At 58.0% G+C, this 13,454-nt stretch carries 14 protein-coding genes; 11 read left to right on the top strand and 3 right to left on the bottom strand.

What is annotated here, in order from left to right:
• Positions 1–57 precede the first annotated feature (57 nt).
• The 9 genes from LG371_RS11120 to accD all read left to right on the top strand — a co-directional run bounded on the left by LG371_RS11120 (position 58) and on the right by accD (position 6,507).
• Entirely contained in the window at positions 58–825 is a 768-nt protein-coding gene (locus LG371_RS11120) for a PhnD/SsuA/transferrin family substrate-binding protein (RefSeq protein WP_225748533.1), read from the top strand.
• A 49-nt stretch (positions 826–874) separates the two neighbouring features.
• Positions 875–1,153 (top strand): ACT domain-containing protein, encoded by a 279-nt coding sequence (locus tag LG371_RS11125; RefSeq protein ID WP_225748534.1) that lies wholly within the window; start codon positions 875–877, stop codon positions 1,151–1,153.
• Between the two features lie 17 nt (positions 1,154–1,170).
• Positions 1,171–1,980 (top strand): NYN domain-containing protein, encoded by an 810-nt coding sequence (locus LG371_RS11130; RefSeq protein ID WP_067591505.1) that lies wholly within the window; start codon positions 1,171–1,173, stop codon positions 1,978–1,980.
• Between the two features lie 33 nt (positions 1,981–2,013).
• The gene (locus LG371_RS11135) at positions 2,014–3,369 is read left to right on the top strand and encodes a PFL family protein (protein ID WP_067591508.1); all 1,356 of its coding nucleotides are present in this window, start codon (positions 2,014–2,016) and stop codon (positions 3,367–3,369) included.
• Between the two features lie 80 nt (positions 3,370–3,449).
• The gene (locus tag LG371_RS11140; RefSeq protein ID WP_225748535.1) at positions 3,450–3,998 is read left to right on the top strand and encodes a hypothetical protein; all 549 of its coding nucleotides are present in this window, start codon (positions 3,450–3,452) and stop codon (positions 3,996–3,998) included.
• Positions 3,999–4,082: 84 nt separating this feature from the next.
• A complete protein-coding gene (locus LG371_RS11145) occupies positions 4,083–4,376 on the top strand; it encodes a zinc ABC transporter ATP-binding protein (RefSeq protein WP_067591511.1) in 294 nt (97 codons plus the stop codon).
• Between the two features lie 101 nt (positions 4,377–4,477).
• Positions 4,478–5,251, top strand: coding sequence for a tryptophan synthase subunit alpha (gene trpA / locus LG371_RS11150; protein WP_067591514.1), 774 nt, complete (start codon positions 4,478–4,480; stop codon positions 5,249–5,251).
• A gap of 31 nt (positions 5,252–5,282) precedes the next feature.
• Positions 5,283–5,519 carry a colicin immunity protein gene (locus LG371_RS11155; protein ID WP_067591517.1) on the top strand — a complete coding sequence of 79 codons (237 nt, stop codon included), beginning with the start codon at positions 5,283–5,285 and terminating at the stop codon, positions 5,517–5,519.
• 124 nt (positions 5,520–5,643) lie between these two features.
• Positions 5,644–6,507: an acetyl-CoA carboxylase, carboxyltransferase subunit beta gene (accD, locus tag LG371_RS11160; protein ID WP_067591520.1), complete on the top strand. Its 864-nt coding sequence runs from the start codon at positions 5,644–5,646 to the stop codon at positions 6,505–6,507.
• A gap of 123 nt (positions 6,508–6,630) precedes the next feature.
• Here accD and ylqF read toward each other — a convergent pair whose 3' ends face one another.
• The 3 genes from ylqF to amgK form a co-directional block, all read right to left on the bottom strand.
• Entirely contained in the window at positions 6,631–7,563 is a 933-nt protein-coding gene (ylqF, locus tag LG371_RS11165) for a ribosome biogenesis GTPase YlqF (RefSeq protein ID WP_225748536.1), read from the bottom strand.
• A gap of 111 nt (positions 7,564–7,674) precedes the next feature.
• Entirely contained in the window at positions 7,675–8,619 is a 945-nt protein-coding gene (locus LG371_RS11170; protein ID WP_067591526.1) for a serine hydrolase, read from the bottom strand.
• Positions 8,620–8,916: 297 nt separating this feature from the next.
• On the bottom strand, positions 8,917–9,921 hold the full coding sequence (gene amgK, locus LG371_RS11175) for an N-acetylmuramate/N-acetylglucosamine kinase AmgK (RefSeq protein ID WP_225748537.1): 1,005 nt from the start codon (positions 9,919–9,921) through the stop codon (positions 8,917–8,919).
• A 101-nt stretch (positions 9,922–10,022) separates the two neighbouring features.
• Between amgK and LG371_RS11180 the strand changes: the two genes are divergently transcribed.
• Together LG371_RS11180 and LG371_RS11185 are read left to right on the top strand one after the other, a co-directional pair.
• Positions 10,023–12,290 carry an LPS-assembly protein LptD gene (locus LG371_RS11180; RefSeq protein ID WP_225748538.1) on the top strand — a complete coding sequence of 756 codons (2,268 nt, stop codon included), beginning with the start codon at positions 10,023–10,025 and terminating at the stop codon, positions 12,288–12,290.
• A gap of 2 nt (positions 12,291–12,292) precedes the next feature.
• The gene (locus tag LG371_RS11185; protein ID WP_225748539.1) at positions 12,293–13,240 is read left to right on the top strand and encodes a peptidylprolyl isomerase; all 948 of its coding nucleotides are present in this window, start codon (positions 12,293–12,295) and stop codon (positions 13,238–13,240) included.
• The last annotated feature ends 214 nt before the right edge of the window (positions 13,241–13,454 follow it).

Genomic DNA, 13,454 nt, shown 5'->3' on the forward strand with positions numbered 1-13,454 from the left:
GTTTTCAGGTAGCCTTCCGAGGGCTGGATGAATCGGCTTCAAGCAAGGAAAACGTTTATGGTACAACAAGCTGGAATAGACTTTGTGGTGGCGCCGGATTACCTGCCCGACCACTTCAGCAATTGGTATCTGCTCAGCAGCTGTTTGCAGCGGGAAACCGAGCTGGTTATTCATTTGCAGCTGCCTTCTTCGGCAGCGGAAATACAGGAGCTGGCCGAGGCCGGCAAAATGGCCATGCTGTATGCCAACGCTTTCGACGCCGTGGCGCTGATGAAAGACAAGGGCTACCTGCCGCTGGTGCGCTTGAAAGACAAGTTCGACGAAGCCGTGGTGGCCGTGTCGGCGGCATCGGAATACCAAAAACCGGAAGATTTGCCCGCCGACGCGCTGATCAAAACCGGCCCGAACCCAGACATCCGCTGCCTCGGCCTGCGCCTGCTCAAAGAAGCCGGGCTGGAAGCAGAGGGGCTGAAAATCGAAGAAGCGCCCACCTTCACGCAGGCCGCTTCCGCGCTGATTAAGGGCGACGCGCAAGCCGGTTTCTTTATGGCCGACACTTATGCCCACATGAGCAAGCGCACGCTGGAGCAGCTGCGCGTGTTGCAGGAAGGCAAATTTGAAGCGGTAACGCATATGGTGGTGCTGCATCCCGATTTTGCCGAGCAGCGGGAGCGGTTGCAGCAGGCTTTTGTGGAAATGGCAGGCAAGCCGGCCGGCCAAACCGCCTTGGAATCGCTCGATTTGCCCGCCGGCTTTGCCGCTGTAACGCAGGAAGAAGCCGAGCAGATGGTAACCGCGGCCGAAGGCGGCAAACAGGATGAATAAAGCCGGCAAACAGCGGATGCCGGCGGCTTTTGATAGGAATTAAACGATTATGTCCCACACCCATTCCATGCTCACCGTGATTGGCAGAGACCGCATCGGCATCGTGTTTGACGTGTCCAAACTCTTGGCCGAACACCAAATCAACATCCTCAATATCAGCCAGCAGCTGATGGGCGGCTATTTCACCATGATTATCTTAATGGACACCGCCCGCTGCCCGGACAGCCGTGAAGATATGCTGCGCGTGTTCGATGAAGCCGGCAAACGGCTGGGGCTGGATATACGTATGCAAAACGAAGCGCTGTTTCAAGCCATGCACCGGATTTGAGTTTTCAGGTAGCCTTTATGTCCAAAAGTAAAATCAGTTTTAATGTGGCTGAAGAAAAATCTGCGCGACTGGCTGTGTTGATTGATGCCGATAATGCCTCAGCGCAAAGCATTGATGCTATTTTGGAAGAAACAGCTAAGTTCGGCGAGGCAATGGCTAAACGGATCTATGGTAACTTTGTTGGAGATAACGGCAAATGGAAAGCTGTTATCAACGAACACGCTATCAAGCCGATGCAGCAGTTTGCCTATACCACAGGTAAAAATGCAACTGACGGCTTTATGATTATCGACGCGATGGATTTGCTCTACACAGGCCGTTTTGATGGTTTTTGCTTAGTATCTAGTGACAGCGATTTTACCGCGCTGGCCATTCGTTTGAAGGAACAGGGTGTAACAGTTTATGGCTTTGGTAAAAAACAAACTCCAGAAGCCTTCCGTAATGCATGTAGCCAGTTTATTTATGTGGAGAACCTAGTGCCCGAAGCTGTAGAAAAAACAGCAAATGTTGAGAAAATGAAAAAAGCAGTGGTGGAAGTATCTCTCAATCCAGTAAATACAAAAGCACAACCCACAGAAAAACTGCCTGAAATGTCACTACCTTTGGAAACTATACGCAAGGTTTTTGAACATGTTGACAACGAGTGGATGGCGATGACTGCTTTTGGAGCAACTTGGAAGCGGTTGCAGGTTGATTTCGATCCGCGTACTTACGGCTGTAAAAAGTTTACCGATTTGGTGAAAAAATATTCAAATATATTTGATTACCAGATGAGGAAAAATGAGGAAGGGACACAAGAGCATATGTATGTCCGACTCAAAATTTAACCAAGTCAAGCAATGTAAAAGGCTACCTGAAAAATGTCCTTCCGATTTTCCGAAATCCTCGAAACCGTCCGCATGGTCGCCGACCAAAACTTCGACGTGCGCACGCTCACCATCGGCATTGACCTGCACGACTGCATCTCGCCCGACCTCGACACGCTCAACCAAAATATCTACAACAAAATCACCCGAGTCGGCAAAGACTTGGTGGCAACGGCACAATTTTTGTCGGCCAAATACGGCGTGCCGATTGTGAACCAGCGTATTTCCGTAACGCCCATTGCCCAAATCGCGGCGGCCACGGGCGCAGACAGCTATGTTTCCGTGGCGCAAACGCTCGATAAAGCGGCGAAAGCCATCGGCGTGTCGTTTATCGGCGGCTTTTCTGCGCTGGCGCAGAAAGGCTTGTCGCCAGCAGACGAAATCCTCATCCGCTCCATCCCCGAAGCCATGAAAACCACCGATATTGTGTGCAGCTCGGTCAATATCGGCAGCACCCGTGCCGGCATCAATATGGATGCGGTGAAGCTGATGGGCGAAACCATCAAGCGCACGGCAGACATCACGCCCGAAGGCTTCGGCTGCGCCAAAATCGTCGTGTTCTGCAACGCGGTGGACGACAACCCCTTTATGGCGGGCGCGTTCCACGGCGCGGGCGAAGGCGACGTGATGCTGAACGTGGGCGTGTCTGGCCCCGGCGTGGTGCAGGCAGCCTTGGCCGATTGTGCGGGCAAAAACCTGACCGAAATTGCCGAAATCGTGAAGAAAACTGCCTTTAAAATCACCCGTGTGGGCGAGCTTATCGGGCATGAAGCAGCACGCCGCCTGAACATCCCGTTCGGCATTTTGGATTTGTCGCTCGCGCCCACGCCCGCCGTCGGCGATTCCGTTGCCCGCATTTTGGAAGCGATGGGCCTGACTGTGTGCGGCACGCACGGCACGACTGCCGCGCTCGCGCTGTTGAACGACGCGGTGAAAAAAGGCGGCATGATGGCCAGCAGCGCGGTGGGCGGGCTGAGCGGCGCGTTCATCCCCGTTTCCGAAGACGAAGGCATGATTGCGGCGGCCGAAAGCGGCATCCTGACGCTGGACAAACTGGAAGCCATGACCGCCGTGTGCTCCGTGGGGCTGGACATGGTGGCCGTGCCGGGCGACACCTCCGCCGCCACCATTGCCGGCATCATCGCCGACGAAGCCGCCATCGGCATGATTAACAGCAAAACCACCGCCGTGCGGATTATCCCCGTGCCGGGCAAGGATGTGGGCGAGAGCGTGAACTTCGGCGGGCTCTTGGGCTACGCGCCGATAATGCCGGTGAAGGAAGGGAGCTGCGAAGTGTTTGTAAACCGAGGTGGGCGGATTCCCGCGCCGGTGCAGTCGTTGAAGAACTAGCGTAAAAAGTAGCCTGCATAATTATTGAGTAAGGTACAGGCTGCTTTCTGGTTTTCAGGTAGCATGCTAAAGGGTGAAATATGGATTTCAACCAAACCGCAAGAGATACTTTAACGCGAGTTCAAACCGAGCTGGCACAAGGCAAAAATGAAATTTCGTGGACGGTTTACGACCCGATTATCGACCTTGACGGTTATCGGAAGCAGGTAAGGAAACAACATGGCTGGCGGGCCTATTGCATGACAGCAATGACGACATTCCTGCTGGCTTTTATGCTGATTGGTGTCGGATCGAAAGTTTTTGGAACGATTGGTGGAAGTGTTGGCGCTGTCATTTCGGTTGCTGTTGCGGTATGGTCAGTGCGGAAAAATGGTAAAGATCGGCAAAAGGAATTAAGTAAAGAAAATATTGAATACCGCATCTGCGTGAATTTCGCAAAACGGCGCTTCGTGGTTGTTACCGATGGTATTTCAAGCAAAGATATGAAGTTCAATGATAAAAAATGGGCGCTGCCCGCATTCAATCTGCCCGAAAATGCCACGCCAAAAGAAACTGCCCAACGCGATACACTGCAAAACGCTCTGATACAGCAAATGAGCGTGCGTTTTGTGGAATATAAAGTATGGTAGTTTGGTTTGCCTAAATGTGAGTTAATGTTGCAATGAAACGTTTTCAGGTAGCCTGCCCCCAGTACGAAACAAACCGAGCACGAAATGCAAAACCTGTTTTACTGCCATTTGGCAGGCGATGATGCCGAACGTTGCCGCGCCCTGGCCGCTGCGCTCCAAAGCTCGCCCGATTTTGTTTTCTTAGAAAAGATTTTCGCGCCCGAAGCCGATATTTTTTGCTTTGTATTCTTGCCCATGCAAAAGTCCTTCCGCTTCAAATATGATTTCGGCTGGGGGCAGATGATCGACAGCCGCGAAAATTGGACGGCAGGTGAAACCGCCGTATTGGAGGCGGCGGTAAACCGTGTTGCAAAAAATATTTTTTCAGGTAGCCTTTAGCGGCTGCCGGCTTTGCCGCAAGCCGCCACACTTTTTCAGGTAGCCTCAAGCAGTTTCAGGTAGCCTCAAACAATCAACAATCGAGAGATGGAAAGAACACAATGAAACGCATCTTCCAACACCCGCAAGGCCGTAAAGCCCTCGTTACCTACATCACTGCCGGCGATCCCAATCTGGAAACCACGCTGGAGCTGATGCACAGCCTCGCCGCCAACGGCGCCGACATCATCGAGCTGGGCGTGCCCTTTTCCGACCCGATGGCCGACGGCCCCACCATCCAGCGCGCCGCCGAACGCGCCCTGGCCAACGGCGTAAGCCTGAAAGACGTATTGGAAACCGTGCGCCGCTTCCGCCAAAGCAACCAAAACACCCCCGTGGTGCTCATGGGCTACCTGAACCCCATCCACAAAATGGGCTATGCCGAATTCGCCCACGCCGCCGCCCGTGCCGGCGTGGACGGCGTGCTCACCGTGGACAGCCCGATCGAAACCATCGCCCCGCTGCAACAGGCGCTCAAAGCCGAACACATCGACACCATCTTCCTCATCGCCCCCACCACCGGCGAATCGCGCATTGCCGAAATCGCCAAGCTCGCCTCCGGCTTCGTGTATTACGTTTCGCTCAAAGGCGTAACCGGCTCCAGCCAGCTCGACACCGCCGAAGTGGCGGAAAAAATCGCCGTGCTGCGCCGCCATGTGCCGATTCCGATTTGCGTGGGCTTCGGCATCAGCGACGCCGAAAGCGCGCGGCAAATCGCCGCCGTGGCCGACGGCGTGGTGATCGGCAGCCGCATTGTGAAAGAAATCGAAGCCAATCCCGGCCGCGAAAGCGAAGCGGTGGGCAAACTGGTGAAAAGCCTGAAAGAAGCCGTGTGAGGCTACCTGAAAAATTTGAGGCTGCCTGAAAATGACCCGCACCGAACTGATCCGCTTGGGCGAACGCATCCTGGCCGCGGAAGACGATGAAGCCCTGCTGGAAGACTTGATGGCGCAGTTCGACCGCCACGTGCCGCACCCCGAAGGCAGCAGCCTGTTTTTCTACCCCGCAGGCTGGAACGCCCGCAGCGGCAGCTTGGCCGATTATGCGCCGACGGCGGAAGAAGTGGTGGATGCCTGCCTGGCCTACCGGCCGGTGTGCCTGTGAGCAGCTTGCCAAAGTGCCGCCACCGGGCAAAACTTGCCTAAACCGCCGCCATTGGCTACCATCCCGCCCGGCTGTTGCCCCGAGCGGCAAACCAAACCCAAATTAGGAGCAAATGGAGTAAATCATGAGTTGGCTCGACAAAATCCTCCCCCCGAAAATCAAACGCGAAGACAACGGCAAATCCGGCGTGCCCGAAGGACTGTGGCGCAAATGCCCCGCCTGCGCCGAAGTGCTGTATGCCTCCGATTTGGAACACAACCACCAAGTCTGCCCCAAATGCGGGCACCACAACCCGCTCAGCGCCCGCGAGCGCCTCGATTTGCTGTTAGACGAAAACGGCCGCGAAGAAATCGGTGAGAGCGTGAAGCCCACCGACATCCTCAAGTTTAAAGACAGCAAAAAATACCCCGACCGCCTTAGCGCTGCCCGCAAGGCCACCGGCGAAAACGACGCATTGGTGGTGATGAAGGGCGAGATGGACGGCCTGCCCGTGGTAGTGGCCGCGTTTGAATTCCGCTTCATCGGCGGCTCGATGGGCTCGGTGGTGGGCGAGCGCTTCGTGCGCGGCGTGCGCGCGGCGGCGGAACACGGCTGCGCTTTCGTGTGCGTGGCCGCTTCTGGCGGGGCGCGCATGCAGGAAGGCTTGAGCTCGCTGATGCAGATGACCAAAACCAGCGCCGTGCTGCACCTTTTGAGCGACAAACGGCTGCCCTTCATCTCCGTGCTCACCGACCCGACCATGGGCGGCGTGTCTGCCAGCTTCGCCTTTTTGGGCGACGTGGTGCTGGCCGAGCCGAACGCGCTGGTGGGCTTCGCCGGCCCGCGCGTGATCGAGCAGACCGTGCGCGAAAAATTGCCCGAAGGCTTCCAGCGTGCCGAGTTCCTGCTGGAAAAAGGCGCCATCGACCAGATTGTGGACCGCCGCGAAATGAAGGTGCGAATCGCCAAACTTATCCGCCTGCTGCGCAACCAGCCGGTGGCGGCTTAAACTGAACGCGAGCGAAGAAACAGGCCGGGGCAAAATCCGGCCTGTTTGGTTGTTGGTGATATAAAAAAGTTGGAGGCTACCTGAAAATGGAAAAATTTTTCAGGTAGCCTTTTGCTTGCGGGCTTATTTGGCTTTGCTGCGGCGTTCGGCTTGGCGTTCGGCGCGTTTGGCTTGCAGCTGGGCTTCGTGCTCGCGGGCGGCGGCGAGCCAGTTTTGCCATTGCTCGGGGGTTTCCAGGGTGATGCGGCCGATTTGGCCGTCGCGGAAGTCGGTGAGGAGGGCTTCGGCGGCTTTTTGGTAGTTGATGCGGCCGCCGCCGAGCAGGGCGCCGCGCCGGCGGCCGATCCATTCGAGCCAGTCGCTGTCTTGCCAGAGCGGGCTGTCTTCGGGGTTGGCCTGGTAGCGCGCTTGCAGTTGGGGGAGGTAGTGTTGGCGCAGGTAGTCGAGCAGTTCGAGGGCGACGACTTCTTCGTCGAGGGCGTTGCGGCCGACGGCGCCGCTAGCGGCGAGGTTGTAGCCGCTTTGGGGGACAATGATTTTGGGCCAGAGCATGCCGGGGGTGTCGTAGAGCCAGAAGTCGTCGGCGAGGAGGAGGCGCTGCTCGGTTTTGGTGATGCCGGGCTCGTTGCCGGTTTTGGCGGATTTTTTGCCGGTCATGCCGTTGATGAGGGTGGATTTGCCTACGTTGGGGATGCCGCAGATGAGGACGCGCAGGGGGCGGTCGATGCCTTGCCGGTGGGGAACGAGGGCGCGGCAGGCGGCGGTGATTTTTTGGGCGGCTTGGCGCTCGGAGGCGTCGAGGGGGATGGCTTGGGTGCTGGGGCGGTTTTGCAGTTCGGCAAGCCAGATTTGGGTGAGCTCGGGGTCGGCGAGGTCTTGTTTGTTGAGGAGGTAGAGCTTGGGTTTGCCGCGTGAGAGTTGGGCGAGCAGGGGGTTTTGGCTGGAGGCGGGCAGGCGGGCGTCGAGCATTTCGATCACCATGTCGGTGCTTTTGAGGCGCTCGATGAGGGCTTTTTTGGTTTTGTGCATGTGCCCGGGAAACCATTGGATGCTCATGTTTTTCTTTCTGTGGATTGGGGTGGCGGTATTGTAGCGCAAGAGGCTACCTGAAAAATGTTTTCAGGTAGCCTTTGTGTTGCCGTATTCGGGTTAAACCGAAGCCGGGCTTCAGATTTCTCGGCCGCTTACCCAGTTTTGGATGGCGCGGGCGTCGTTCACGCGGGTGGTGGGCGAGGGGGAGTTGAGCAGCACGATAATCAGCGGCTGGCGCTGTACGTTGGCATACAGCACCATGGAGCGGCCGCTTTCGCGGATGTAGCCGGTTTTCTGCAGGGAGATGTTCCAGCTGCCTTCGCGCACAAGGGCGTTGGAATTGCGGTATTGCTGGGTGCGGCCGTTGCTGGTGTGCGCGGAGCCGGAATTGGAGGTGGAAAACTGGCGGATGAGCGGGTATTCGTGGGCGGCGCGCACGAGCAGGCTCAGGTCGCGGGCGGTGGACACGTTGCGGAAGTCGAGGCCGGTGGGGTCGTAGAAACGGGTTTGCTGCATGCCGAGGCTTTGCGCTTTGCGGTTCATGGCCGACATGAAGGCGGGCAGGCCGCCGGGATAGTTGCGGGCTAGTGAGTGGATGGCGCGGTTTTCGCTGCTCATCAGGCCTAGGTGCAGCATTTCGCGGCGGCTGAGGGTGGTGCCGACGGAGAGGCGGCTGCCAGTGCCTTTGAGGCGGTCGATTTCGGCTTCGGTGATTTCCAGCGTTTCGTTCATGTTTTGGCGGGCGTCGAGCACCACCATGGCGGACATGAGCTTGGAAATGGAGGCGATGGGGCGGACTTGGTCGATGCCTTTCTGATAAAGGATTTCGCCGCTGCGGCCGTTCATGATGAGGGCGGATTGTGAGGAGAGCAGGGGGCCTGCCACGGCGGCTTGGGCTTCCACGCGCTCGGCGGGGCGGCTGCTGAGGAAAGTGCCGAGCGGGTCGTCTTGCACGGGCAGGTTTTGCTCGAGGAATTGGCCGAGTACGTCGATGTCGTCCTGTGCGGCGGCGGGCAGGCTGGCCAGGGCGAGGCCTAGGCCGGCGAGGATGAGCGCACAGTGTTTTTTGAATGCAAACATTTCTTACCTATCAATATGTTGTATTGGGTTTGAAGCATGGTTTCCACCCGGCGGATGCTGCGCCGAATGGGCAAATATTTGTTTTAACGGTGAATAATGAAAACTTAGTTATTTTCGGCAAAAACGGAGTGTTTGTAAACCCTATATTGTGTAAAAGATTTTTTGTGAAACGGGTTGGCACGCTTTGGAATATTTGAATGGTGAAGAGAGTGTTTAAATGGGCAAACTGGAATAAAGGCTACCTGAAAAACAGGGTTGCCCGTTTTCAGGTAGCCTTTGCTCTGTATAACAGTTTGATTAGAAAGTATAACCGGTTTGCAATTCTTCATCGCCCACCAGCTCCAGCAGTAGCTCGTAGAGCGGGGCGAGCTCGCGGTAGCGACGGGTGGTGCGGCGCAGGTAGTTGAGGAAGCGGGGGATTTCGGGGCGGTATTTGCCTTTGCCGTCGCGGTGCCACAACCGGGCGAAAATGCCGGCCACTTTCAAATGCCGCTGCACGCCCATCCATTCGAAATCGCGGTAGAAACGATCGAAATCGGCGGGCACGGGCAGGCCGGCGGCGCGGGCTTTTTCCCAATAGCGCACGGCCAGATCAATCACAAATTCTTCTTCCCATTCGATAAACGCATCGCGCAGCAGGGAAACCAAATCATAAGAAATCGGGCCGTAGAGCGCGTCTTGGAAGTCGAGCACGCCGGGTCGGCCGGGCGTGAGCATCAGGTTGCGGACGATGAAGTCGCGGTGCACATACACCTGCGCTTGGGCGGTGAGCACGGGCAGCAGGGTGTCGAGCGCTTGCCGCCACAGCTGTTGCTGTTTGAAATTCAGGCTTCGATTCAGCTCTTTGGCCACAAACCAATCGGGAAAGAGCTGCATCTCGCGTCGGAACACGGCTTTGTCGTATTCAGGTAGCCTGCCGGGCTGGCTGGATGCTTGCAGCGCCACCAAGGTGTCGATCGCATCCAAGAGCAGGGCGCGGTGTACTTCGGGGCGCTGGTCGTGTTGCAACGCGGCCAGATAGGGCACTTTGCCGAAGTCTTCCAGCGCGGCAAAACCGCGCGCCACGTCGTGATGAAACACTTGCGGCACATGCACGGCGGCAAAAATCTCGCGCACGCGCAGATAAGGCTCGATGCTCATTTTATCCGGCGGCGCATCCATGCAGATCACGCTCTCGCCGTTGGCGAATACCGCGCGGAAATAGCGGCGGAAATCGGCATCGGCAGCGGCGAAGGATAGGGTGAATTCCTGCTGCGGATAACGTTCCTGCAGCCAGCTTTGCAATTCTTTTTCTCGTTCCATGGTATTTTTCGGGTTAAAATATGCGCCATTTTAACTGGCCACAAGAAATTTGGGGTGATTCTTTGTCTTGCTTTTTCCGATTGAGCCCGATGGCGGCAGCCGTGGTTGCAGGTTTGAGCCTGCCCAGCGCGCTGCTGGCCGAACCCCTGTCGCTCGCGGCAGACGGCGCCGCCTGCCACCAACCGAACGCACCCAAACACATGATTGCGCCCGCCCAAACCAGCGGCGAAGGCGAGCCGCCCGAAGACGCCACCCGCGTGAATGCCGACCGCGTTATCGGTCAGAGCGACGTGCGCGTGCGGGCGGAAGGCGATGTGGTGGTGGAGCGCGGCAACCAGGTGCTCAATGCGCAATGGATCGACTACAACCAAGCGCAGGACACTGTGCGTGCCGGCAACCGCTTTACGCTGGAGCAGGGTGCGGGGCGCGTGAGCGGCGAAAACCTGCGCTATAAGATGGACACCCGCCAAGGCGAAGCCACCAACGCCCGCTTCGAAGCCGAAAGCCGCGACGGCCGCCGCCTGCAAGGCACCAGCCAAACCCTGCGCATGGACGGTGAAAACCGCTACCGCTTGGAAAACGGCCGTTTCAACACCTGTAACCCGGGTGACGAAAGCTGGTATATCCGTGCCAAAAGCATTGAAGCGGACTACGCCAGTAACATCGGTGTGGCGCGGGATGCCTCGCTGGTGGTGGGCGGAGTGCCTTTGTTCTACACGCCGTGGATCGATTTCCCGCTCAACGGCAACCGCAAAAGCGGCTTACTCGTGCCCACCCTCAAGGCCGGCTCAGATGGCGTGGAAGTAACCGTTCCCTACTATTTCAACCTCGCGCCGAACTACGACCTCACCCTCACGCCCAAGCTCTACAGCCGACGAGGCTTGCAGCTGGCCGGCCAGTTCCGCTATCTGCAGCCCAAATACCAGGGCGACATCAGCCTGGCCGTGTTGCCGAAAGACCAGCTCAGCAGCCACGACACGCGCAGCCAAGTGGATTGGAAACACCAGCATCAATTCAGCCGCAGCCTCAGCGGCGGCATTGATTTCCACCAGGTTTCCGACGATGACTACTACCGCGATTTCTACAACCGCACCGACATCGCCACCAATGTGAACCTCAATCGCCAAGCATGGCTGAGCCATCAAACCGAGCTGTGGGGCGGTAGCCTCAACAGCTACGCCACGGTGCAGAAATACCAAACCCTGGCCAATGCCGACGGCTATAAAGGCGACCAGCCCTATGCCCTGCTGCCTCGCCTAAGCAGCCAGTGGCAGAAACGCTTCGGCATCGCCAGCTTCCAGCTGTTTGGCCAATACACCAATTTCCGCCACGACAGCAAGCAGGAAGGCAGCCGCCTGGTGCTGAACCCCAGTATCAGCACCGAATTCAACCGCGAGTGGGGCTACATCCGCCCGAAAGCCGCTCTGCACGCCACCTACTACGATTTGGAAAGCTTCAACGGCCAGCAAGCCCGCCGTTTCAGCCGCGTGCTGCCCATTTTCAGCGTGGATAGCGGCATGACTTTCGAGCGGCCGGCCAGCTGGCGCGGGCGCGATTACGTGCAAACCCTTGAGCCGCGCCTGTTCTACACCTACATCCCCACCAAAGAGCAAAACGATATCCCGCTGTTCGATACCTCGGAAAACGGCTTCAGCTACGACCAGCTGTTCCGCGAAAATCGCTTTGCCGGCCACGACCGCATCAATGCCGCCAACTTCCTTACCATGGCCGTGCAAACCCGTTTGTACGACGCAAAAAACGGCGAAGAACGCCTTTCCGCCGGCATCGGCCAGCGCCTGTATTTCACCCGCGACGACGTGCTACTCGACGGCAGCCGCGTGCAGCGCCGCAGCGGCCATTCCGATCTGCTCGCCTTCGCCCACGGCCGCGTAACCGACAGCGTGTGGCTCAACAGCGAAGTGCACTACGACACCAGCCAAAACGCCGCCGCCAAATACAACCTCGGCCTGCGCTACAGCCCCGAGCCCGGCAAAACCGTGGGCGCGCGCTACCAATACCGCCGCCGCGGCGAAATTTATGACGACGTGTACGGCAAAGTGCGCCAGGCCGACGTGTATTTCCAATGGCCGGTTCGCCGCAACCTGTATCTGGTGGGCCGCCACAGCTATTCCTTCAGCGAACACAAGCCGGTGGAACACCTCCTGGGCATGGAATACGTGAGCAACTGTGGCTGCTGGAGTCTGAGCGCCGTCGGCCAGCATTATGTGAACGGCGTGAACTCCAGCAAAAACGCCTTCTTCCTCCAGCTGCGCCTGCGCGACTTGAGCAGCCTGGGCAATAATCCTTTCGAGCAACTGCGCCAGTCGATTCCTGGCTACACCAACATTGATGAGGTAATGCGTAAATGAAAATGAAACCTTTGCTTGCGGCCTTGGGCCTGTGCCTGACTTTTCAGGTAGCCTCTGCCGACACGGTTAAATCGGTGGACAATATCGTGGCCGTGGTGGAAAACGAAGTCATCACCCAGCGCGAGCTGAGCCAGGCCATCGCTCACAGCCGCAGCCAGCTGCCGCGCGGCAGCCAGGTGCCGGAGCAGGATTTGCAGCGGCAAACGCTCATGCAGCTGGTGAACCAGTCGCTGCTGGTGCAGGCCGGCAAACGCAACAATATCGAAGTGCCGGATGGCGAAGTGGAAGGCGAAATCGCCCGCATCGCCGCCGCGCGCCACCAGAGCGTGGCGCAGTTTGAGGCCGCCCAGGCGCGTTTGGGCATCGACAAAGCCGGGCTGCGCCGCCAGGTGCGCGACAGCCTGATTGCCCAGCGCGTGCAGCAGGGGCAGGTGGCGAGCGCGGCCAAAGTGAGCGACGAAGAAGTGAGCGCCGCCATCAACCGCGCCCGCGCCCAAGGCATGACCCTGCCGCAGGCCACGCCCAAACCGCGCTACCATGCGCAGCATATTCTGATTAGCGGCCAGGGCGAGCGCGCCCAGCGCCTGGCGCAACGCCTGTCGCAAGATGCCAAGGCCGGCGCCGATTTTGGCCAGCTGGCGCGGCAGTATTCGCAGGATGCGGGCAGCGCGGGCAACGGCGGCGAGCTGGGCTGGCTGTCGGTGGGCGAGACTGTGCCCGAGTTTGAGCGTGCCATGAGCGCCCTGAAGCCGGGCGAAATCAGCCGGCCGGTGCGCAGCCAGTTTGGCTGGCACGTGATCCGACTGGTGGAAGTGCGCACGCCGAATACGCCGGAAGACCGCATCCGCGCCGGAGTGCACGACGCCATCGCCGCGCAGAAAACCCAAGCCGCCATGCAGCGCCTGCTTCAGCAGTTGCACGAAGGCAGCTTTATTTCCATCCGCATGTAGCGGCACGGGAGGCTACCTGAAATTTTCAGGTAGCCTTTTGCTTGCCGGCGTGTTTGCCTAGGGCATTGGCAGGCATGGCGGCACCGGTTTCGGCCGGCCTCGATGCAGGCGGTATTGCACGGAGTTTTGCGTTTCCGCCATAAATCATTTTCAGGTAGTCTTTATCATGGTTGCCTATTCCCCTTGCGCTTCATCCTGCGCGAACCATATTTGT

Source organism: Eikenella sp. Marseille-P7795 (assembly GCF_916618725.1).
Classification (GTDB): Bacteria; Pseudomonadota; Gammaproteobacteria; order Burkholderiales; family Neisseriaceae; genus Eikenella; species Eikenella longinqua.